Source organism: Cytobacillus firmus NBRC 15306, from assembly GCF_001591465.1.
Lineage (GTDB): Bacteria > Bacillota > Bacilli > Bacillales > Cytobacillaceae > Cytobacillus > Cytobacillus firmus.
On record NZ_BCUY01000068.1, the window covers coordinates 1 to 21831 of the forward strand.

Sequence of the window (21831 nt, forward strand, 5' to 3'; positions counted from 1 at the left end):
AACCCCCACTGATTGAAGTTTCACTTTATATCTTTCAAGGAGGCAGTTTTTTTAATGTCAATCGAAGCAGGCAGCAAGTTAACAGGAAAGGTCACAGGCATTACAAATTTCGGAGCATTTGTGGAGCTGCCGGAAGGCTCAACCGGTCTGGTGCACATAAGTGAAGTCGCTGACAAATATGTAAAAGATATTAATGAACACCTAAAAGTGGGTGACATGGTTGAAGTGAAAGTCATTAATGTCGAAAAGGACGGCAAGATTGGATTATCCATCAAAAAGGCAAAAGACCGGCCTGTGCGTTCTGAAAGACCTGAAAGAGGAGACAGAAGACCGAATTCCAATTCTGGCCGCCCTCGCCTTAACCGATCAAACGACCATCGCCCTAAAGAAAACTTTGAAGCCAAAATGGCCCGTTTCCTGAAGGACAGCGAGGATCGTCTGTCATCGTTAAAACGTCACACTGAATCCAAGCGCGGAGGAAGAGGAGCTAAGCGGGGCTAACTTGCTGCTGATCGATCAATATAGCAAGATGGAAAACAAGTCCGGATAGGGCTTGTTTTTTTATGCTGTTTAACGCTGTTCAGCCATCAAAAAAACGCCAGCCTAAGGCTGACGCTCTTTTGAAATGACCCGTACGGGATTCGAACCCGTGTTACCGCCGTGAAAGGGCGGTGTCTTAACCGCTTGACCAACGGGCCAGGATAATAATAGATTTTGCAACGCGCTTCCGCTTTCTTTGTTATCCAGCTTCAGCGCCTACCCCCTCGAGGTCACAAGCCACTCCTCCCAAAAAGGTAAAGAACACCTTTCTGTGCGGATCGTCTTGTGCTTGTCGGGGGTGACCGAGGCGCTTCCGCATTCTTTGATAGCGGCGGAGGGGATCGAACCCCCGACCTCACGGGTATGAACCGTACGCTCTAGCCAGCTGAGCTACACCGCCATATTTCAAAAGATTAATAGATGTGCTCTGAAGCACAAGATTTATAATACAAATTTTTAAAAAGGAAGTCAATAAGATATTGAAAGAAATATGTCGTAAATCCCCCTTGCCTCTTTCGTCAATTTCTTCCATGCTCGCTTTTCGCAGAAAGCTGTCATTCCAACGGTTTGTTTACTTTTTTTTGTCAGCACTAAGCTGCACTTCAGGAAGCTCCATTTTAAATCTTGTTATCTATCCCCATATATAGTGGAAAACCGTCGAACGAAAAGCCGGGGCTTGTCCGCTCTTTTGACAAACTTCTGGAGCGCTTGAATTTATAATTGTCAGCAACGATAAAAATATGGGGAGTGTAGTTTAATGGAAAAGGTAGAAAGGAATGTAATGGAGCCGATCGGGGAAGTGCCCTTCAACAAACCGAAACTGGATATTGCCAAAGGCTTAAAAAAACTCCAATCAGGACTGGAGAATTTCTTTCTGAAAAAAGGCTATGTTCTGCTGATCATTGGCTTTTTGCTTGGAAGAGCCTTGATATTGGCGAAACTTACCCCATTCAGCCTTCCGTTTTTTGCAGCGGTTTATTTCATACGAAGGGACAAGGCGCCCCTTGCATTAGTGGGACTGATGGCAGGAGCCGCTACATTATCCATATCCAATGCAGTATCCGCTTTTGGAATCACCTTCATCTTTTTATTTTCCTTCCGTGTCTCAAAGAAATGGCTGACTAATGAAATTCGGGCACTGCCTTTTTATGTGTTTTTTACTCTTTTGGCAGGCAAGCTCCTGGAAGCTTTCATTATGAAGGGCCAGCTGACTTTATACGATGGCATGATGGCCGGTGTCGAGTCGAGCCTGGGTTTCATCCTGACACTTATTTTTCTGCAGGGACTGCCCCTGCTATCAATAAATAAACGCAGACAATCGCTTAAAACCGAAGAAATCGTCTGCCTGATCATTATGCTGGCTTCTGTCATGACGGGAACGATCGGCTGGACGGTCTATGATCTTTCGGTCGAGCATATTATGTCACGCTACCTTGTCCTGCTCTTCGCCTTTGTGGCGGGAGCAACAGTCGGTTCTACAGTAGGGGTGGTAACCGGCCTGATCTTCTCCCTTGCGAATATATCGAGCTTTTATCATATGAGTCTGCTTGCTTTTGCGGGCCTTTTAGGCGGCCTTTTAAAAGAAGGCAGAAAGATTGGGGTGGCATTCGGCCTTCTGATAGCAACACTCCTGATGGGCATGTATGGAGAAGGAAGCGGAAACCTCATCAAAACTCTTTCAGAAACAGGTGCAGCCATTCTCTTATTTTTACTAACACCGCAGGCATTAACAATGAAATTGGCCAAGCACATCCCGGGAACACCTGAATATGCCGCAGAACAGCAGCAATATATGAGAAAGATGCGTGATGTGACGGCACAGCGCGTTGCCCAGTTTTCGAGTGTCTTTCAGGCCCTGTCCAAAAGCTTTTCCTCCCATGATGAGCCGTCCCAATGGGAAGAGGACGGAGACAGGGAAGTGGATTATTTCTTAAGCAATGTAACGGAAAAAACCTGCCAGACCTGCTTTAAGAAGGATCATTGCTGGTCAAAGAACTTTAATACAACCTATGACTATATGATGGATATTATGCATGATGTGGACAATAACGAAGGTGCCCTTTCTCCAAAGCTTGCGAGGGATTGGGAAAAGTACTGCACAAGATCGAAAAAAGTGACAGAAGCCGTTCAGCAGGAGCTGACTTATTATAAAGCGAACCAAAGACTGAAGAAACAGGTTCAGGAAAGCAGGAGGCTGGTAGCCGACCAGCTTAAGGGTGTTTCCGAGGTGATGGGTGACTTCGCCAAGGAAATTCAGAGAGAGCGGGAAAATCATCATAAGCAGGAAGAACAAATCCTTGAAGCGCTTCAGGAGTTTGGCATTCATATCGAGCAGGTGGAAATCTACAGCCTGGAGCAGGGAAATGTCGACATTGATATGACCATCCCATACTGCCAGGGACACGGGGAATGCGAAAAGCTCATTGCACCGATGCTATCTGATATTTTGGGAGAAACGATATTAGTAAATTCAGAAGAATGCGCCCCGTTTCCGAATGGTTACTGCCATGTCACATTCCGGTCAGCCAAGGCCTTCGTGGTTGAAACAGGCGTTGCCCATGCGGCCAAAGACGGAGGCTTAGTGTCAGGTGACAGCTATTCCACTATCGAGCTGGGCTGCGGCAAGTATGCGATTGCCATCAGTGATGGAATGGGCAATGGGGAAAGGGCTCATGCGGAAAGCCAGGAAACACTTCAGCTTCTTCAGAAGATTCTTCAATCAGGAATAGAAGAGCAGGTTGCCATTAAATCGGTCAACTCCGTTCTTTCTTTGAGGACTACTGACGAAATTTTTTCGACTTTGGATTTGGCCATGATTGATCTGCAGAATGCTGATGCGAAATTTTTGAAAATTGGATCAACTCCAAGTTTCGTAAAAAGAGGCCCTAAAGTAATGAAAATTCAGGCCAGCAACCTTCCGATGGGCATCATTCAGGAGTTTGACGTCGATGTGGTCAGTGAGCAGCTCAAAGCCGGTGATTTATTGATCATGATGAGTGATGGCGTGTTTGAAGGGCCAAAGCATGTGGAGAACTTTGATTTGTGGATGAAGCGCAAAATATCCGAGCTGAAGACGGATGATCCTCAGGAAGTGGCCGATCTGATTATGGAAGAGGTGATCAGGTCAAGGTCCGGAAATATAGAGGATGATATGACAGTGGTGGTCTCAAAGGTTAAGCATAATACACCGAAATGGACAAGCATCCCTGTACACGCCATCCGCCAAAAGGCCAACTGATTAATTTGCTCATCGAGACATGTTTATATGTATATTTCCTCTCCAATCAGTCGAAAATGCTAACAACTCATATGTGGAGGGGAGTTTCAAATGAAAACAGGAACACTGAAGCAGATTTTACTGATAACGGATGGCTGCTCAAACCAGGGTGAAGATCCCATTGCCATGGCGGCTCTGGCCAAGGAGCAGGGAATAACCGTGAATGTAATCGGAGTCATGGAGCAGGATGTCATTGATGAACAGGGAATGAACGAAATTGAAGGAATCGCCATGTCAGGAGGCGGAGTCAGTCAGGTAGTCTACTCTCAGCAGCTTTCCCAGACGGTACAGATGGTGACAAGAAAAGCCATGACCCAGACACTTCAGGGAGTGGTCAACAAAGAGCTACAGCAGATTTTGGGCGGTTCGAAAACGATGGAGGACCTCCCGCCTGATCAGCGCGGTGAAGTGATGGAGGTCGTGGATGAATTGGGGGAGACGGTCGAGCTTGAGGTGCTGGTCCTCGTGGATACCAGTGCAAGCATGAAGCATAAGCTCCCGACCGTTAAGGAGGCCCTGCTGGATCTGTCCTTGAGCCTCAATGCCCGCTCTGGCGATAACCGTTTTTCCGTATTCGTATTTCCCGGGAAAAAGAAAGATGTCGAAAAACTGCTCGATTGGACACCGAATCTTGAATCGCTCACCAGCATATTCTCGAAATTGACAACAGGAGGGATTACGCCGACAGGCCCGGCCATTCATGAGGCCCTAAACCATTTCAAGAAAAAACGTTCATTAAGGAGTCTGCTTTCCCGTGATGATGAATCATTCTTTGAAGAGTCAGTGTAAAGTAAACCCTGGTACTGTAATTGAAGGAAAGTGGCACCGCAGCCGATATACCATTGTAAAGGAATTGGGGTATGGTGCTAATGGGATTGTTTATCTCGCCAAAAACCAAAATCAGCAGGTTGCTTTGAAAATGAGTGATAACGGGATGTCCATCACGTCCGAAGTGAACGTCCTTAAATCCTTTGCAAAGGTCCAAGGCTCTGCCCTCGGGCCTTCTTTGCTTGATGCCGATGATTGGGAACGAAGGAGCGGTAAGGTTTCATTCTATGCAATGGAATATATACAGGGACCTGATTTACTGACATTCATTCAGCAAAAGGGACCATCCTGGACCGGTGTTTTAATGGTACAGCTTCTGAACGATCTGGATGCATTGCATAAAGCGGGCTGGGTGTTCGGTGATTTAAAGCCGGATAATCTGATCGTAACAGGCCCTCCATCGAAAATACGCACCATTGATGTGGGCGGCACCACCATTCAGGGCAGGGCAATAAAGGAATTTACCGAGTTTTATGATCGCGGCTATTGGGGATTGGGGACCAGAAAGGCTGACCCTGCTTATGATCTCTTTGCTGCAGCCATGATTTTAATCAATACGGCCTATCCAAAAAGGTTTGCCAAGACAACCGGTGACCTTAAACAGCTCAAATTGATGGTCCGCCAAAAGAAAGAACTGCTGAAATACGAAGATGTTATTCTGAATGCTCTGCAGGGCCAGTATAGCTCAGCCGGTGAAATGAGAAATGATATACTCCAGCTCACACGTGCAAATCCGGCGCAAAAGAGCACGGTAAGCAGGAATCCAGGACAAACAGCCAGCCCTCAGCCTGCCAGCAGGCAAATGAACCGGCAGAAAAAACAGAAAGGGAGCTTCTTTGAAACTCTGCTCATTACCCTTATTGTAACTCTGCTATATTTCTTATATATCTATGGGCAGCTGCTTTGATTTTGAAAGAAATGAAACTTTCTTTTCGGTGATCCGTATTATAAGCTTAATCCCTTTTGATATTTACCCTTTAAAAATGATATGCTTTTCCATAGGAAGGATTATCCTGCCTTTTGCAGGGGTAGTAGTAAATATATTTAAATTGGATAAGGAAGAAGCCTATGCTCGAAGAGAAAGTGAGTGCTTTCCTTAAGAAAAAGGGATTGGAATTAAAAAATAAGAAAATTGTAATCGGTGTATCAGGAGGGCCGGATTCCATCGCCCTGCTCCATTATTTTTGGAGCATGCAGCAGCAATATCAGACAGAACTGATTGCCGCACATGTCGATCATATGTTCAGAGGTGATGAATCCCTTCAGGACGCCATGTTTGTGAAGGACTACTGCAGAGACAAAGCCATTCCATTTGAAATGGAAAGAGTGAATGTGCCTGAGTATATGGAGAAGTCCGGGAAGAGTTCGCAGACAGCTGCCAGGGATTGCCGCTACAGCTTCTATCAAAGAACAGCCGGGAAACATGGGGCAGACTATATAGCGCTTGGGCATCATGGCGATGATCAGGTTGAAACCATCTTAATGCGCCTCACAAGGGGAAGCGCCGGCAGCGCAAGAGCAGGAATCCCCTTTAACCGTCCGTTTGGCGATTATACGATCATCCGCCCTTTCCTGTGTTTGAATAGAGCGGAAATCGAAAGCTACTGCCTGAAAGAAAACCTGAACCCCCGGCGGGATCCAAGCAATGAAAAAGACATATACAGCCGCAACCGATTCAGGCAGGAAGTGCTCCCATTCCTGAGAAAAGAAAATCCTCAGGTGCATGAGCATTTTCAAAAATTCAGTGAAGATTTGCAAAGTGATGAAGCATATCTGCAGGAATTAACCGTCCATAAAATGAATACAGTAATGAAAAAGAATGCCAATGAGGAAATTAGTGTGGATATCGATGCTTTTGAGGCAATGCCAATGCCTTTACAAAGGAGAGGGATTCAACTAATATTAAACTATCTTTATAAGGAAAGGCCGGCATCGTTATCGGCATCTCATATAGAGAGTGTTTTTTCCTTAATGAAAAGTCCTCATCCATCGGGAAATCTAGATTTTCCAGGCGGTTTACATATTGTACGCTCCTACCGGCAATGCCACTTTTTATTCCCGAAGGAACCTGTACAATCCTATCGATATGAAATCTTCAAACCTGCAAGCATTAAACTCCCAAACGGCGGATCGATTATTCTTGAATATGCTGACTGTCCTGAAGGAAATCTAAACAATGAAACCCTGGTATTAGACAGGGACGGTGTTTCTTTTCCAATCATTATCAGGACAAGAGAAAAAGGAGACCGCATGACGCTTAAAGGAATGCAGGGGTCCCGAAAGATTAAGGATATTTTCATCGATCATAAAATACCGCTGCATGATCGGAATACCTGGCCAATCGTGACAGATGCACAAGGCAGGATCCTATGGGTGCCTGGTTTGAAGAAATCGCATGATGATAGGCAGCAGCAATCCTGCACCAGTTATATTATTTTAAAATACATAAAGCAATGATCTTCTAGGGGGCACAATAAATGATGAAAAATGATATTGAAAAAGTACTGATTTCGGAAGAGGAGCTGCAGGATAAAATTAAATCCCTTGCTGCTGAACTTACTGAAGAATACCAGGACCGATTCCCGCTTGCCATTGGGGTTTTAAAAGGGGCAATGCCTTTCATGAGCGACCTTTTAAAGCGTGTGGATACATATCTTGAGATGGACTTCATGGATGTATCAAGCTATGGGAATTCAATGGTTTCTTCAGGAGAAGTAAAAATTCTGAAAGACCTTGATACTTCTGTGGAAGGCAGAGATATTCTGATTATTGAAGATATCATCGACAGCGGCTTGACACTCAGTTATCTGGTTGAGCTGTTCCGCTACAGAAAAGCGAAAAGCATTAAGATTGTAACACTGCTTGACAAGCCAACTGGAAGAAAGGCTGATATTAAAGCTGATTATGTAGGATTTATTGTTCCTGATGAATTCGTAGTCGGCTATGGCCTTGATTATGCGGAAAAGTACCGCAACCTTCCATATATTGGAGTGCTTAAGCCGGAAGTATACAGCAATAACGATTAAGGAAATCCTAAGCATGATCTTGAATTAAAGCCCTTTACTGAAACAAGAATCACCCGGTTTTAAGAAGTCTAATTCCTTGTATTGGCACGATTTTCTATGATAGTATACACTATAGTTTGTTTACCGTGGGAGGAGGTAAGGGATGAATCGGATCTTCCGGAATACCATCTTTTATTTATTAATATTTTTAGTCATTATTGGAGTTGTCAGCTTCTTTAACGGCAACAATGAACCAACGGAGCACATCTCTTATAATAAATTTGTTGATCACTTGGAAAGCGGCGATATTACGTCCATTTCCCTTCAGCCTGAGAGAGGTGTTTTTGAAGTACGGGGTCAGCTAGAGGGATATGAGGAAGGCAAATACTTCCTGACTTATATCATGAACAATGATAATATCCTTGACCGTGTGGATCAATTAGCCCAGACATCAGATGTCGAAGTCATGCCGGCTAAGGAAACAAGCGGCTGGGTTACATTCTTTACGTCAATCATTCCTTTCATCATCATCTTCATACTATTCTTCTTCCTGCTGAACCAGGCGCAGGGCGGAGGCAGCCGTGTGATGAACTTCGGCAAAAGCAAAGCAAAGCTGTATGATGAAAGCAAAAAGAAAGTGCGCTTTAAAGATGTTGCAGGCGCCGATGAAGAAAAGCAGGAGCTTGTTGAGGTTGTTGAGTTCCTTAAAGACCCGCGCAAGTTTGCTGAATTGGGAGCAAGAATTCCTAAAGGGGTTCTTCTTGTAGGACCTCCGGGAACAGGTAAAACCTTGCTTGCACGGGCAGCTGCCGGTGAAGCGGGCGTTCCATTCTTCTCTATAAGCGGTTCTGATTTCGTTGAAATGTTCGTCGGTGTGGGTGCATCCCGTGTCCGCGACTTATTCGAAAATGCGAAAAAGAACGCGCCATGTATTATTTTTATCGATGAAATTGATGCTGTAGGGCGCCAGCGTGGTGCCGGCCTTGGAGGCGGACACGATGAACGCGAGCAGACCCTTAACCAGCTTCTGGTTGAAATGGATGGATTTGGAGCAAATGAAGGAATTATCATCATTGCTGCCACTAACCGTCCGGATATTCTTGACCCGGCATTATTGCGTCCGGGGCGTTTTGACAGACAGATTACGGTTGACCGCCCGGATGTCAAAGGCCGTGAAGCAGTGCTTAAAGTACACGCACGCAATAAACCTCTTGATGAGAGTGTCAACCTAAAGGCTATTGCACAGCGTACACCTGGTTTCTCAGGAGCAGACTTAGAAAACTTATTGAATGAAGCAGCGCTTGTAGCTGCCCGCCGCAATAAGAAAAAAGTCGATATGGAAGATATCGATGAAGCAACAGACCGCGTTATTGCGGGACCAGCCAAGAAAAGCCGTGTTATTTCCCAAAAGGAAAGAAACATCGTTGCTTTCCACGAAGCAGGTCATACAGTCATCGGTTTGGTGCTGGATGAAGCAGAAATGGTTCATAAGGTTACAATCGTGCCGCGCGGCCAGGCTGGAGGATATGCAGTTATGCTTCCGAAAGAAGACCGCTACTTCCAGACGAAGCCTGAGCTTCTCGACAAAATTGTCGGATTGCTTGGCGGACGTGTGGCTGAAGAAATTGTCTTCGGGGAAGTAAGCACAGGTGCCCATAATGACTTCCAGCGTGCGACAGGTATTGCCCGCCGCATGGTAACCGAATTCGGAATGAGCGATAAGCTTGGACCATTGCAGTTCGGACAGTCTCAGGGCGGCCAGGTATTCCTTGGACGTGACTTCCATAATGAACAGAACTATTCAGATGCAATCGCATATGAAATCGATCTTGAGATCCAGCGCATTATCAAGGAATCTTATGAAAGAGCAAGAAAGCTTTTAACAGAAAACCGTGATAAGCTGAATCTGATCGCCAATACATTGCTTGAAGTCGAAACGCTTGATGCAGAACAAATCAAGCATTTATCAGAACATGGCAGACTGCCTGACCGTTCAGTGACTTCCGTTTCAACGGATGAAGATGTGAAAGTAAACATCAGCATCAAGAAAGAGGATCCTGCTGAAACAGGTGAAATTCCTGAAACAAGGGAAGGCTCAAGCCCTGCAGAAGCGGATGTGCCTCCTGCCATCGACGAAGAACGCAAAGACAAATAATAATCCAAAAGCGCCTCCAGGGGCGCTTTTTTTGCGGAAAAATTTAAATTCCCAGACCGCCCCGAATTTTCAATTACACGAAACAACATCAGTTGTGATATGATGTTTTCAGTGAAAAAAGAGCTTAAACTTCATTTAAATAATCATAAAGTGGTGAGAATGTTGATCTTTGTTTTCGACGTAGGGAATACGAATATCGTTCTGGGTGTCTATGACCAAGATGAATTAAAGCATCATTGGCGAATTGAAACCAACCGGAATAAAACAGAAGATGAATACGGGATGATTGTGAAGTCTCTGTTTGAGCATGAAAATCTTTCCTTTTCAGATATAGATGGCATTATCATTTCCTCAGTAGTGCCGCCAATCATGTTTTCGCTTGAAAGAATGTGCCAGAAATATTTCCATGTGAAGCCCCTTGTCGTGGGTCCTGGTATCAAGACAGGCTTAAACATCAAGTATGAGAACCCGAGAGAAGTGGGGGCAGACCGTATCGTCAATGCAGTCGCTGCCATTCATGAATATGGAAGCCCGTTAGTCATTGTTGATTTTGGTACAGCCACTACTTATTGCTATATTAATGAAAATAAGCAATATATGGGCGGCGCCATAGCACCGGGAATCGGGATTTCAACAGAGGCTCTTTATTCCCGTGCAGCGAAGCTCCCAAGAATAGAAATTGCCCGTCCTGATCATATTGTCGGAAAAAATACCGTATCTGCCATGCAGGCGGGAATTCTTTATGGTTACGTCGGCCAGGTTGAAGGTATAGTAAAAAGAATGAAAGATCAGGCAGACGAAAAGCCGACTGTAATTGCCACAGGGGGCCTTGCGGGGCTCATCGCGCAAGAGTCGGATATCATCGATGTTGTGGATCCATTTTTAACTTTAAAGGGCCTGCAGATTATTTATAAACGAAATATGGAAAACATAAAAAAATAGTAAGCTTAAAAAGCTGCTGACATTAAGGCAGTTTTCTTGAAGATAACAAGGTGTAAAATTTTGGAATTCGAAAGTTGTCTAGCGCAAGCAGCCTGCCCCCTCGAGGGTGTCGGGGGTGGGCAAGGCGCTTGCGCTTTTCGTGGAAAGGAGCAAAAAATGAGCGATTATTTAGTAAAAGCACTTGCGTATGATGGACAAGTCCGTGCCTATGCATCCCGCACCACCGAAACAGTTGGAGAGGGCCAGCGCAGACATTATACATGGCCAACCGCTTCAGCTGCTTTGGGAAGAGCCATGACGGCAGGCGTGATGATGGGTGCCATGCTAAAGGGCGATAACAAACTGACGATCAAAATCGAAGGCGGCGGTCCAATTGGCGCCATCCTGGTAGACAGCAATGCAAATGGAGAGGTGCGCGGATATGTAACAAACCCGCAGACGCACTTTGACCTTAACGAGCAGGGCAAGCTTGACGTGCGCCGTGCGGTCGGCACTGAAGGGACCCTGACTGTCGTGAAGGACATTGGAATGAGAGAACACTTCACAGGACAGGTGCCGCTGATTTCTGGAGAACTTGGGGAAGATTTCACCTATTACTTTGTTACTTCTGAACAGGTTCCTTCTTCCGTTGGGGTGGGTGTCCTTGTTAACCCTGACAACTCCATACTTGCTGCAGGGGGATTCATTCTGCAGCTTATGCCAGGAACAGATGAAGAGACGATCACTTTAATTGAAAACAGACTGAAAGAAATTCCGCCTGTATCCAAATTGATTCAGCAGGGATTGACGCCTGAAGAGCTATTGGAAACGATCCTTGGCAAAGACAATGTGAAGTTCCTTGAGAAGCTTCCTGTATCCTTTACCTGCACATGTTCAAAAGAGCGTTTTGCCAATGCGATTATCAGCCTCGGTGAAGAGGAAATCCAGCAGATGATCGATGAAGATGGACAGGCTGAAGCTTCCTGCCACTTCTGCAACGAGAAATATCATTATACAAAAGAAGAGCTTGAAGAATTAAAAAACGAAGTAAATTGATAAAATAAGCGTTTGCCGGTCTTCAAAAGGTTCGCCCTTTAGGCCGGGGCCAAACGCTTTTGTTTTTTGAACTTAGAGAAATGTCCAGCTTCAGTGCCTGCCCCCTCGAGGTGTCGGGGAGGGCAAGGTGCTTGCGCTTTTCTTGGGGGGAGGAGCACTTGGAAAAGAGACAGCTTTTAATGATCATTGCCGGTTTAGTATTGCTGAATCTTATCACATTGGCCTTTTTGCTTTTTAAAGGCGATGGCAGCGGGGAAGCAGCAGCAAAAATCGGCGGAGAAAAAATCACTCGCCAGGAATGGATGAGTGAGATGGAAACGAAGTACGGAAAAAGCACCTTAAGCGAATTAATTGATCAGAAGGTTATTGAAGAGGCCGGGAAAAAATACGGGGTGAAGATCTCTGATAAGGCAGTAGATCTTGAGCTGAAAATGGTCAAGACGATGTACGGCGGCAATTTCACCGATGAGATGAGTGAAGATAAATGGCGCAGGCAAATCAAGAACAATCTTATTCTTGAAGAGCTGCTGACGGCAGATGTCTCTGTCTCAGAAGAGGAAATGAAGAGCTACTATGAAGAGAACAGCAGCCAATTCCATGTTCCTGACACCTATCACATCTCTCAAATCATTGTGAAAACAAAAGAAGAAGCAGAACAGACAGTGAAGGAGATGGAAGAAGGCTCCAGTTTCTCTGTGCTGGCGATGGAGCGGTCGATTGATGAATTCACCGCCAACCTGGGAGGGAATACAGGGTATGTCAGTGAAGATGATGAGCACATACCGGCGGAAGTCCTGGAACAGGTCAAAAACCTGAAGCCCGGCAAATGGACCAAGCCGGTTAAAACAGAAGATGGCTATGCTGTTGTCATGCTTCATGAGCATTTAAAGGGAGAAAAGTATGCCTTTAAAGAAGTAAAGAACATGATTCGCCGCCAGATTGCTCTTGAGCAAATGGATGTTCCTGTCTCTGCCAAACCGTTTTGGAAAGAGGCGGATGTGGAATGGTTCTACGGTGAGCAGTAAAAAAAAACACGGAGCTAATTCCGTGTTTTTTTCTGCATAAATTGAGTATCATGAATAGAGATGGGTAATTATCTATAATGACATAAGTATGAATTTTCTTTTAAATGCCGATCAAATACATTGACATTCCCGTTGGAAATTGGTAAATTTATATTAAACCAATAAAATTAGTCGGAAATAAGGAGTGGGGAAAATGGTACGTGTAGCAAATTCAATTGCAGATCTTGTTGGCCATACACCAATTGTGAAACTAAACCGTTTAGTTGATGATAATAGCGCAGATGTTTATCTGAAATTGGAATACATGAATCCGGGGAGCAGCGTAAAAGACCGTATTGCCCTGGCAATGATCACGGCTGCAGAGAAAGATGGAAGTCTTAAACCAGGTGATACCATCATTGAACCGACAAGCGGAAATACAGGAATCGGATTAGCAATGATTGCCGCAGCAAAAGGCTATAAAGCCGTTCTTGTGATGCCGGAGACAATGAGTATGGAGCGCCGCAATCTGCTTCGTGCTTACGGGGCTGACCTTGTCCTCACACCTGGACCGGAAGGAATGGGCGGTGCGATCCGCAAGGCGCAGGAACTGGCAAAGGAACATGGCTATTTCGTGCCTCAGCAGTTTGAAAACCCTGCGAACCCTGAAATTCACCGTTTAACAACAGGACCTGAAATCACTGAGCAAATGGGCGACCAGCTGGATGCCTTCATTTCCGGAATCGGAACAGGCGGAACTATTACAGGAGTCGGCCAGGTGCTTAAAGAAAAATATAAAAACATCAAAATTTACGCAGTGGAGCCAACTGATTCACCTGTACTATCAGGCGGAAAGCCGGGCCCGCATAAAATCCAGGGCATTGGAGCGGGATTTGTGCCGGATACGCTGGATACAAAGATTTATGATGAAGTGATCCAGATTACGAACGATGAGGCATTTGATTATGCCCGCCGTGCGGCCAAGGAAGAAGGTATCCTAGGCGGAATTTCCTCCGGTGCGGCGATCAGTGCGGCGCTGAAGGTCGCCAAAGAGCTTGGCAAGGGCAAAAAAGTTCTGGCTATTATCCCAAGTAATGGGGAACGTTATTTAAGTACTCCTTTATACCAATTTGAAGCTGAATAATTGATATGACAGCGGTCTCCAGCGGCCGCTGTTTTTTGCGTACAATAAAAATTATGAAAGCATGCCCCGTATCATGTATGATGAAAAATAGAGAACTATATAGGGGTGACTTTTAGTGAAGCATCTTCAGATCCATGCAAAAAAAATACCATATACATATAACCGATTTTTCCGCACATACCGCTTGCTGTCTGAGGGATTGCCGCATCATGTTTTACTGGAAAGCGGACGGGGCGGCAGGTACAGTATTGCAGCTCTTGAGCCGGAAGCAATCTTAACAGGCAAAAATTCAAAGCTTGAAATTACTGCAGACGGCGAAAAACAGGTGCTCGAAGGCAACCCCCTTCACCTGGTGCAGGAATGGCTGAATCAATATAAAGCAGATAAGCTTGAAGAACTTCCTGACTTTCAGGGAGGTGCAATCGGGTTCATCAGCTATGATTACGCACGCTATATCGAAAAGCTTCCAAATGAAGCTCAGGATGATCTGCAAATACCTGATATCCACTTTTTTATTTATAAAGATTGCTTTGTCTTTGATCATGAAACAGAAGAGCTCTGGCTCCTATTCTTATATGAAAAAGGGGAAGAGCACTCGTTCGAGGAACGGGCAGAGAATTGGGAGCAGAAATGGAAGAATCAGAGCGGAGAGCCTTCTGAGGCAGGGGGATGCAGTCAGGCAGAACAAACACTCGGTGTATCCATGAACGAAGAGGAATTCCAGTCTGCTGTCCGGAGTGTTCAGGAATATATTTCACAGGGAGATGTCTTTCAGGTGAATCTCTCGGTACGCCAAAGCCGCCCGATTCATATCCAGGCTATGGATGTATACGAGCAGCTGAGAGTGTTAAACCCGTCTCCATACATGGGATATTTCCACACGCCTGCATACCAGCTTGTGAGCGCATCACCGGAGCTGCTGATTAAGAAAAAAGGAAACACCGTCAGCACGCGGCCGATTGCCGGGACAAGATCCCGGGGGAAGGATCATGAGGAGGACCTCAAGCTCGCCAGTGAACTGATTGAAAATGAGAAAGAGCGTGCAGAGCACGTAATGCTGGTGGACCTGGAGAGAAATGACCTGGGAAGAGTCTGTGAATATGGGACTGTTGAAGTGGATGAGTTCATGGTCATTGAAAAATACTCACATGTGATGCATATCGTTTCCAATGTAAAAGGTGAGCTGGCAGACGGTAAAAATGCAGTTGATATTATTGACGCTGTATTTCCCGGGGGAACAATCACGGGTGCTCCTAAGGTGAGAACCATGGAGATCATTGAAGAGCTTGAACCGGTCACAAGGGGACCATACACCGGCTCTCTTGGCTGGATCAATTTCAGCGGCGACCTGGAATTGAATATCATCATCCGCACCATGCTCGTTAAAGATGGACATGCCCATGTGCAGGCAGGTGCAGGCATTGTCATTGACTCCAATCCGAAAAATGAATACAAAGAGTCGCTGAAAAAGGCGATTGCTCTTTGGAAAGCAAAAGAACTCGCAGAACAGGCAAAAGGGGATCAGCTATGATTTATATGATCGATAATTACGATTCTTTTACATATAATCTCGTGCAGTATCTCGGTGAATTAGGCGAAGAGCTGGTTGTAAAAAGAAACGATGAAACTTCGATTTCTGAAATAGGCAGTATGCAGCCGAAGTTCCTGATGATCTCTCCGGGGCCGTGCAGCCCGAATGAAGCAGGCATCAGCCTGAAAGCCATTGAAGCCTTTGCAGGCAAAATCCCGGTCTTTGGCGTTTGTCTGGGACATCAGTCGATTGCTCAAGTATTCGGAGGTGATGTGGTGCAGGCTGAGCGTCTGATGCATGGAAAAACCTCTGACATTTTTCATGATGGGAAAACCATATTTAAAGACCTGCCCAATCCTTTTCCTGCTACCCGCTACCATTCGCTGATTGTCAAAAAGGAAACACTGCCGGAATGCCTTGAGGTTTCGGCATGGACAGCTGAGGGAGAGATTATGGCCATTCGCCATAAGGAATTGCCTGTAGAAGGTGTCCAATTCCATCCGGAGTCGATTATGACTACGGCCGGAAAGGAACTCCTTCAGAATTTTATTCAGCATTACAAAGCCGAACTGCAGGCAGAGGGGCTGTAAACCTTGTATATTTATATGAATGGGGAAGTTGTCAGGAAAGAGGAGGCCGGAATCTCTCCTTTTGATCATGGCTTTTTATATGGATTGGGGCTGTTTGAGACGTTCCGTGTCTATAATGGACATCCCTTTTTATTAGACGATCATCTGGAGAGGCTGAACAGAAGCCTTGAAGCCATAAATATCGAAGTAAGCTACACCAGGGAACAAGTGCTCGCTGCGCTCGAGATGCTGCTCGGAAAAAACGGCTACCATAATGCCTATATCCGGATGAATGTGTCAGCGGGAAACGGGGAAATTGGCCTGCAGACAGCACCGTACACAAACCCGAATACGATTATTTTCTGCAAACCGCTTCCGCCAAGAAGTGCAAGCGCAGAAAAGCAGGCAGTGATTCTTGAGATTCCCCGCAATACTCCTGAAGGGGCAGAACGCCTGAAGTCCCATCATTTTTTAAATAACATTCTGGCCAAAAAGGAAGCGGGGGACGATCCAGGCACAGAAGGGATCTTTTTGACCAGGGAAGGCTATCTGGCAGAAGGGATCACGTCGAACTTATTCTGGATTCGCGATGGCCACTTATTTACCCCCTCTCTTAATACCGGCATACTTAACGGCATTACCCGGAAATTTGTAATCAGGCTGGCCGGGAAGCTGGGGATGAATGTGCAGGAAGGCATGTACAGGCCGGAAGCTGTACGGGATGCGGATGAAGTTTTTGTCACGAATTCCATCCAGGAAATTGTGCCAATCTCCTCGTTTGACGGGCATTCAATGCCAAGGCTATCCGGAAAGAAAACATCGGAGCTCCAGGTGCAATATGAAAACTGCTGTGAACACTTATGGAGCAGGAATGAACTGTAGGAGGATTCATAATGTCTAAAACAACAATTCAGTGTGGGCCATATACGTTAGACTACGGAAAGAAAACCATTGTGATGGGAATTTTAAATGCAACGCCTGACTCCTTTTCGGATGGCGGCAAATACAGTCATCAGGATCTGGCAGTCAAGCATGCTCTGGAGATGGTTGAAAACGGAGCGGATATCATCGATGTCGGCGGAGAGTCAACCCGTCCGGGATTTGATCCGGTGCCTGCAGACGAAGAGCTGAGACGTGTTCTACCTGTTATCGAGGCAATTTCAAAGGAAGTGGATGTTCCGATATCAATTGATACCTATAAAGCTGAGGTCGCCAGGCAGGCCATTGAAGCCGGGGCCCACATTATCAATGATGTGTGGGGAGCCAAAGCAGATCCTGAAATGGCGGGTGCTTCAGCGGAAACAGGAGCACCGATCATCTTAATGCATAACCGCAAGGATATGGAATACACATCCTTTTTCCGCGATGTCATGAATGACCTGTACGAAAGCATTGCGCTTGTAAAATCTGCAGGTGTTAAGGATGAGAATATTATCCTTGACCCGGGCATCGGCTTTGCTAAAGACTTGAACTATAACCTGGAAATAATGAGGGATTTGGACAAGCTTGTGGCCATCGGGTATCCTGTGCTGCTTGGCACATCGAAGAAGCGGATGATCGGAACCATTCTGGACCTTCCGGTTGAGGAGCGGACAGAAGGAACGGGAGCGACGGTCTGCTACGGCATCCAAAAGGGCTGCCAGATGATCCGCATCCATGATGTAAAGGAAATGAGCCGAATGGCTAAAATGATGGACGCTTTAATGGGAAAAGGTGATTACGATGGATAATATTTATGTGAACCGAATGGAGTTTTACGGCTACCATGGTGTTTTTCCGGAAGAAACACGCCTTGGCCAGCGCTTTGCTGTTGACCTTACTGTCGAAGCAGACCTGAAAAAGGCGGGGGAAACTGATAATCTTGATGACTCCATTAACTATGGTGAACTTTATGCAGTTTGCAAAGAGGTTGTGGAAGGGAAGCCATATAAGCTGGTTGAAGCTGTAGCAGAAAAGCTGGCAGCAGAACTTCTTTCCCGGTTCCCTCTGATTGTGCAGCTGACGGTCAAAGTGACCAAGCCTGATCCGCCTATTCCCGGCCACTATCAATCAGTAGCCGTCGAGATTACGAGAGGCAGATCATGAAGAACACCGCTTTTATTGCGCTTGGCTCAAATATCGGAAGCCGGTTTGACCACTTGAAGAAAGCAGTTGAGCTGATTGATCAGCTTCCGCAAACCCAAGTGGTAAATACTTCATCTGTTTATGAAACAGATCCGGTCGGTTATGAAGATCAAGAACAATTTCTGAATATGGCAATCCAAATTTCTACCGGCATAAATCCTTTTGAATTGCTGGATGCATGCCTTGATATCGAATTAAAACTTGGGAGAAAAAGGGAAATCCATTGGGGCCCGCGGACAATAGACCTTGACATTTTACTGTATAGTCACGAAAATATTGAAACAGAGAAGCTAATAGTTCCTCATCCTCGGATGCATGAAAGAGCGTTTGTCCTTGTTCCTCTTTTAGAGATTGATTCCAGCATCAGGCTTCCGAAGATGGAGCGGCCTTTAATTTCAATACTGGAAGATATACCTGACAGAGAGGGAGTACGGATATGGAAGCAGAAAAATGGGGAAGACGTATTCGCGCTTTTCGAAAGCTAAAAGGATTTACGCAAGAAGGATTTGCAAGAGAGCTGGGTGTATCGGTTTCAATTTTAGGTGAAATTGAAAGAGGAAACCGCATGCCTGCACCGGCTTTAATCGAGCAGATCGCTCTGGCGCTTAAAGTGACACAGGAAGAATTGGCTCCCAGACAGGAGCAGGATTAATATATATGTTTGAATCGTTATAGAGGGAGGTGCAATTATGTTCAAAATAGGTGATATCGAGCTGAAAAACCGTGTGGTACTGGCTCCGATGGCCGGGGTATGCAATTCTGCTTTCCGTCTGACTGTAAAAGAATTCGGTGCCGGACTTGTATGTGCTGAGATGGTCAGCGACAAAGGCATTGTCCTCCAGAACGAAAAGACGATGAACATGCTTTATATTGATGAAAGAGAAAAGCCGCTAAGCCTGCAGATCTTCGGAGGCAAAAAAGAAACGCTTGTAGAAGCCGCGAAATTTGTAGATCAAAATACAAATGCGGATATCATCGACATTAACATGGGCTGCCCTGTCCCTAAAATCACCAAATGTGATGCGGGTGCCAAGTGGCTTCTTGATCCGGATAAAATATATGAAATGGTTTCTGCTGTAACAGCCGCTGTTGAAAAGCCGGTTACCGTAAAAATGCGGATGGGATGGGATGAAGATCACATCTACGCTGTTAAAAACGCGCAGGCAGTTGAGCGCGCAGGGGGCAAAGCTGTAGCCCTTCACGGCCGTACACGTGTCCAGATGTATGAAGGACAAGCGAACTGGGATATTATCCGCGAAGTAAAGCAGAACATTAACATTCCGCTAATCGGAAATGGCGATGTGGAAACACCTCAGGATGCCAAGCGCATGCTGGATGAAACAGGCTGTGACGGTGTCATGATCGGACGGGCTGCACTGGGGAACCCATGGATGATTTACCGTACAGTCAAATATCTTGAGACGGGTGAATTAATGGGCGAGCCTTCTGTACGAGAGAAGATGGATGTGTGCATCCTTCATTTGGACCGCCTGATTTCATTAAAGGGTGAACATATCGCTGTACTCGAAATGAGAAAGCATGCTGCATGGTATCTGAAAGGAATCCGCGGCAATGCGAAGGTCCGTAATGGAATTAATGAATCCAATACAAGAGAAGAATTGGTGACCGTTCTTAACGCTCTTGTAATTGATGCAGAAGAAAAAGAAAGAAGCCAGATACAGGCTGTATAAGCTTCGTAAAGTTTGACAGGCTGACATTCTTTGCCTATAATACTTTTGATAAATGGAAACTGCCAGTGCATGAACTGGCAGTTTTTATTCTATTTAACTATTTAGGATGTCTGATTTACCCGCTTTGTGTAAAATAATAGAGATATACATTTTTGAAGGACCGCAGAATTGTGCGTACATAAAAGATTTACAAAATGGAGATGATTTCAGTGAGTCAGAATTATGAAGAATTAAATGACCAGTTGAAAGTAAGACGCGAGAAAATGAACAGCTTGCGCGAACAGGGAATGGATCCTTTCGGGAAACGTTTCGACCGTTCTCACCAAAGTTATGAATTAATCGAGCAATACGGTGAGCTTGAGAAGGAAGAAATTGAGGAAAAGGACGTTTCTGTAACGCTTGCAGGACGCATTATGACCAAGCGCGGAAAAGGGAAAGCCGGATTCGCCCATGTACAGGATTTATCAGGGCAAATACAAATCTATGTCCGCAAAGATGCAGTTGGAGAAGAAAGCTATGCCATCTTCGAAACTGCGGATCTGGGAGATATCGTTGGGATCAGCGGCAAGCTTTTTAAAACAAAGGTAGGCGAACTGTCTGTTAAAGCGGAGGAATTTGTCCTTCTGACAAAATCCCTGCGTCCGCTGCCGGATAAGTTCCACGGGCTGAAGGACGTTGAGCAGCGCTACCGCCAGCGTTACCTGGATCTAATTATGAGTGAGGAAAGCAAAAAGACTTTCGTCACGAGAAGCCGCATTATCCAATCCATGCGCCGCTACCTTGACAGCCATGGCTACCTGGAAGTTGAAACACCTATGATGCATTCCATTGCAGGGGGAGCATCTGCACGTCCATTTATCACTCATCATAATGCGCTGGATATGGAACTCTATATGCGTATCGCGATTGAGCTTCATCTGAAGCGTCTGATCGTGGGCGGTCTTGAAAAGGTATATGAAATTGGCCGGGTATTCCGTAATGAAGGTGTATCTACACGGCACAATCCTGAATTTACTATGATTGAATTATACGAAGCTTATGCTGACTATAGAGATATCATGAGCCTTACTGAAAACCTTATTGCCCATATTGCCCAAGAAGTACTTGGAACAACTACTGTGCAATACGGTGAGTACGAAGTGGATCTAAAGCCTGAATGGAAAAGGCTTCATATGGTAGATGCCATTAAGGAATACACAGGGGTAGACTTCTGGAAAGAAACCAGTAAGGAAGAAGCCCAGCAGCTTGCGAAAGAGCATGGTGTTGAAATCAAAGACAATATGGAATATGGTCATATTGTTAATGAATTCTTCGAGCAGAAGGTTGAAGAGAAATTAATTCAGCCGACATTCATCTATGGACATCCTGTAGAGATCTCGCCGCTTGCGAAGAAAAATGACGAAGACCCGCGCTTTACTGATCGTTTTGAATTATTTATTGTAGCCCGTGAGCATGCAAATGCCTTCACTGAGCTGAATGATCCGATTGATCAGCGCGAGCGCTTTGAAGCACAGCTGAAAGAACGTGAAGAGGGCAATGATGAAGCTCATATGATGGATGATGATTTTATTGAAGCTCTTGAATACGGCATGCCGCCAACAGGCGGACTGGGCATCGGAATCGATCGAGTTGTCATGCTGCTGACAAATTCACCTTCTATTAGAGATGTACTGTTATTCCCGCTAATGCGTCACCGTTAAAATTTTATAAAATAAGGCAGAGTACAATGCGTGCTCTGTCTTTTTTGTTTTATAGAAAGAATTAGGGAGCTGCAAAAATAATACTTTTTACGGGCTGAATAATGGGAATATTTTTTCTTTGTTTTTTGTGTATAAAAAAGATAAAAACATATTGCATGTTGTACTGTGAGGTGATATATTTATATTCGTTGCTGCAGGACAGCGACTCACAAAAAAGATTTTAAAAAAAGTTATTGACTCAGATAGTTGAATCTGATAAGATAATAAAGTCGCCCTTGAGCGGCGG

21 protein-coding genes and 2 tRNA genes are annotated in these 21831 nt (G+C 45.3%); 20 read left to right on the forward strand and 3 right to left on the reverse strand.

Going from position 1 to position 21831, the window contains the following annotated elements:
* Positions 1-54: 54 nt before the first annotated feature.
* On the forward strand, positions 55-501 hold the full coding sequence (locus tag BFI01S_RS16425) for a S1 domain-containing RNA-binding protein (protein WP_061793573.1): 447 nt from the start codon (positions 55-57) through the stop codon (positions 499-501).
* A gap of 125 nt (positions 502-626) precedes the next feature.
* Here the strand turns inward: BFI01S_RS16425 and BFI01S_RS16430 are convergent.
* Both BFI01S_RS16430 and BFI01S_RS16435 read right to left on the reverse strand, forming a co-directional pair.
* A tRNA-Glu gene (locus BFI01S_RS16430) sits at positions 627-698 on the reverse strand.
* 168 nt (positions 699-866) lie between these two features.
* Positions 867-940: transfer RNA gene (locus BFI01S_RS16435), tRNA-Met, on the reverse strand.
* Between the two features lie 357 nt (positions 941-1297).
* On the opposite strand from BFI01S_RS16435, the gene spoIIE reads away from it, so the two are divergent.
* From spoIIE to lysS, 19 genes are all read left to right on the forward strand, one after another.
* Positions 1298-3778 (forward strand): stage II sporulation protein E, encoded by a 2481-nt coding sequence (gene spoIIE, locus BFI01S_RS16440; protein WP_061793574.1) that lies wholly within the window; start codon positions 1298-1300, stop codon positions 3776-3778.
* 90 nt (positions 3779-3868) lie between these two features.
* Positions 3869-4606, forward strand: a complete 738-nt coding sequence (locus BFI01S_RS16445; protein ID WP_061793575.1) for a VWA domain-containing protein — start codon at positions 3869-3871, stop codon at positions 4604-4606.
* Positions 4575-5552 carry a serine/threonine protein kinase PrkT gene (gene prkT, locus BFI01S_RS16450; RefSeq protein WP_061793576.1) on the forward strand — a complete coding sequence of 326 codons (978 nt, stop codon included), beginning with the start codon at positions 4575-4577 and terminating at the stop codon, positions 5550-5552. Before BFI01S_RS16445 ends, prkT begins: the two co-directional genes overlap by 32 nt.
* Before the next feature lie 161 nt (positions 5553-5713).
* On the forward strand, positions 5714-7102 hold the full coding sequence (tilS, locus tag BFI01S_RS16455; RefSeq protein WP_061793577.1) for a tRNA lysidine(34) synthetase TilS: 1389 nt from the start codon (positions 5714-5716) through the stop codon (positions 7100-7102).
* Between the two features lie 23 nt (positions 7103-7125).
* Positions 7126-7671 carry a hypoxanthine phosphoribosyltransferase gene (hpt, locus tag BFI01S_RS16460; RefSeq protein ID WP_175609168.1) on the forward strand — a complete coding sequence of 182 codons (546 nt, stop codon included), beginning with the start codon at positions 7126-7128 and terminating at the stop codon, positions 7669-7671.
* A gap of 142 nt (positions 7672-7813) precedes the next feature.
* Positions 7814-9805, forward strand: coding sequence for an ATP-dependent zinc metalloprotease FtsH (ftsH, locus tag BFI01S_RS16465; protein ID WP_061793578.1), 1992 nt, complete (start codon positions 7814-7816; stop codon positions 9803-9805).
* Between the two features lie 162 nt (positions 9806-9967).
* A complete protein-coding gene (locus BFI01S_RS16470; RefSeq protein ID WP_169799779.1) occupies positions 9968-10747 on the forward strand; it encodes a type III pantothenate kinase in 780 nt (259 codons plus the stop codon).
* A gap of 156 nt (positions 10748-10903) precedes the next feature.
* Complete coding sequence (gene hslO, locus BFI01S_RS16475) at positions 10904-11782, forward strand: Hsp33 family molecular chaperone HslO (RefSeq protein WP_061793579.1); 879 nt, start codon at positions 10904-10906, stop codon at positions 11780-11782.
* A gap of 158 nt (positions 11783-11940) precedes the next feature.
* Positions 11941-12807 (forward strand): peptidyl-prolyl cis-trans isomerase, encoded by an 867-nt coding sequence (locus BFI01S_RS16480; protein WP_061793589.1) that lies wholly within the window; start codon positions 11941-11943, stop codon positions 12805-12807.
* A 193-nt stretch (positions 12808-13000) separates the two neighbouring features.
* On the forward strand, positions 13001-13930 hold the full coding sequence (gene cysK, locus BFI01S_RS16485) for a cysteine synthase A (protein ID WP_061793580.1): 930 nt from the start codon (positions 13001-13003) through the stop codon (positions 13928-13930).
* A gap of 115 nt (positions 13931-14045) precedes the next feature.
* Positions 14046-15461 carry an aminodeoxychorismate synthase, component I gene (gene pabB / locus BFI01S_RS16490; protein WP_061793581.1) on the forward strand — a complete coding sequence of 472 codons (1416 nt, stop codon included), beginning with the start codon at positions 14046-14048 and terminating at the stop codon, positions 15459-15461.
* On the forward strand, positions 15458-16051 hold the full coding sequence (gene pabA, locus BFI01S_RS16495; protein WP_061793582.1) for an aminodeoxychorismate/anthranilate synthase component II: 594 nt from the start codon (positions 15458-15460) through the stop codon (positions 16049-16051). Before pabB ends, pabA begins: the two co-directional genes overlap by 4 nt.
* A 3-nt stretch (positions 16052-16054) precedes the next feature.
* Positions 16055-16912, forward strand: coding sequence for an aminodeoxychorismate lyase (pabC, locus tag BFI01S_RS16500; protein WP_061793583.1), 858 nt, complete (start codon positions 16055-16057; stop codon positions 16910-16912).
* A gap of 11 nt (positions 16913-16923) precedes the next feature.
* Entirely contained in the window at positions 16924-17760 is an 837-nt protein-coding gene (gene folP / locus BFI01S_RS16505; protein ID WP_061793584.1) for a dihydropteroate synthase, read from the forward strand.
* Complete coding sequence (gene folB / locus BFI01S_RS16510) at positions 17753-18115, forward strand: dihydroneopterin aldolase (RefSeq protein WP_061793585.1); 363 nt, start codon at positions 17753-17755, stop codon at positions 18113-18115. Before folP ends, folB begins: the two co-directional genes overlap by 8 nt.
* Positions 18112-18639, forward strand: a complete 528-nt coding sequence (folK, locus tag BFI01S_RS16515; protein ID WP_061793586.1) for a 2-amino-4-hydroxy-6-hydroxymethyldihydropteridine diphosphokinase — start codon at positions 18112-18114, stop codon at positions 18637-18639. The genes folB and folK overlap by 4 nt, the downstream gene beginning before the upstream one ends.
* Positions 18591-18806 carry a helix-turn-helix domain-containing protein gene (locus BFI01S_RS16520; RefSeq protein ID WP_035333327.1) on the forward strand — a complete coding sequence of 72 codons (216 nt, stop codon included), beginning with the start codon at positions 18591-18593 and terminating at the stop codon, positions 18804-18806. Before folK ends, BFI01S_RS16520 begins: the two co-directional genes overlap by 49 nt.
* Positions 18807-18843: 37 nt before the next feature.
* Positions 18844-19845: a tRNA dihydrouridine synthase DusB gene (gene dusB, locus BFI01S_RS16525; RefSeq protein ID WP_061793587.1), complete on the forward strand. Its 1002-nt coding sequence runs from the start codon at positions 18844-18846 to the stop codon at positions 19843-19845.
* Between the two features lie 200 nt (positions 19846-20045).
* A complete protein-coding gene (gene lysS, locus BFI01S_RS16530) occupies positions 20046-21545 on the forward strand; it encodes a lysine--tRNA ligase (RefSeq protein WP_061793590.1) in 1500 nt (499 codons plus the stop codon).
* Between the two features lie 87 nt (positions 21546-21632).
* On the opposite strand, the gene BFI01S_RS23775 is transcribed toward lysS, so the two are convergent.
* Positions 21633-21831, reverse strand: a 199-nt coding sequence (locus BFI01S_RS23775) for a hypothetical protein (RefSeq protein ID WP_218008336.1), incomplete at its 5' end; no start/stop codon positions are given.

What these genes read in the sequence shown, in the direction of transcription:
- BFI01S_RS16425 (WP_061793573.1), top strand. Translation starts at nt 55, where the DNA reads ATGTCAATCGAAGCAGGCAGCAAGTTAACAGGAAAGGTCACAGGCATT.
- spoIIE (WP_061793574.1), top strand. Translation starts at nt 1,298, where the DNA reads ATGGAAAAGGTAGAAAGGAATGTAATGGAGCCGATCGGGGAAGTGCCC.
- BFI01S_RS16445 (WP_061793575.1), top strand. Translation starts at nt 3,869, where the DNA reads ATGAAAACAGGAACACTGAAGCAGATTTTACTGATAACGGATGGCTGC.
- prkT (WP_061793576.1), top strand. Translation starts at nt 4,575, where the DNA reads ATGATGAATCATTCTTTGAAGAGTCAGTGTAAAGTAAACCCTGGTACT.
- tilS (WP_061793577.1), top strand. Translation starts at nt 5,714, where the DNA reads ATGCTCGAAGAGAAAGTGAGTGCTTTCCTTAAGAAAAAGGGATTGGAA.
- hpt (WP_175609168.1), top strand. Translation starts at nt 7,126, where the DNA reads ATGAAAAATGATATTGAAAAAGTACTGATTTCGGAAGAGGAGCTGCAG.
- ftsH (WP_061793578.1), top strand. Translation starts at nt 7,814, where the DNA reads ATGAATCGGATCTTCCGGAATACCATCTTTTATTTATTAATATTTTTA.
- hslO (WP_061793579.1), top strand. Translation starts at nt 10,904, where the DNA reads ATGAGCGATTATTTAGTAAAAGCACTTGCGTATGATGGACAAGTCCGT.
- cysK (WP_061793580.1), top strand. Translation starts at nt 13,001, where the DNA reads ATGGTACGTGTAGCAAATTCAATTGCAGATCTTGTTGGCCATACACCA.
- pabA (WP_061793582.1), top strand. Translation starts at nt 15,458, where the DNA reads ATGATTTATATGATCGATAATTACGATTCTTTTACATATAATCTCGTG.
- folP (WP_061793584.1), top strand. Translation starts at nt 16,924, where the DNA reads ATGTCTAAAACAACAATTCAGTGTGGGCCATATACGTTAGACTACGGA.
- folB (WP_061793585.1), top strand. Translation starts at nt 17,753, where the DNA reads ATGGATAATATTTATGTGAACCGAATGGAGTTTTACGGCTACCATGGT.
- folK (WP_061793586.1), top strand. Translation starts at nt 18,112, where the DNA reads ATGAAGAACACCGCTTTTATTGCGCTTGGCTCAAATATCGGAAGCCGG.
- BFI01S_RS16520 (WP_035333327.1), top strand. Translation starts at nt 18,591, where the DNA reads ATGGAAGCAGAAAAATGGGGAAGACGTATTCGCGCTTTTCGAAAGCTA.
- dusB (WP_061793587.1), top strand. Translation starts at nt 18,844, where the DNA reads ATGTTCAAAATAGGTGATATCGAGCTGAAAAACCGTGTGGTACTGGCT.
- lysS (WP_061793590.1), top strand. Translation starts at nt 20,046, where the DNA reads ATGATTTCAGTGAGTCAGAATTATGAAGAATTAAATGACCAGTTGAAA.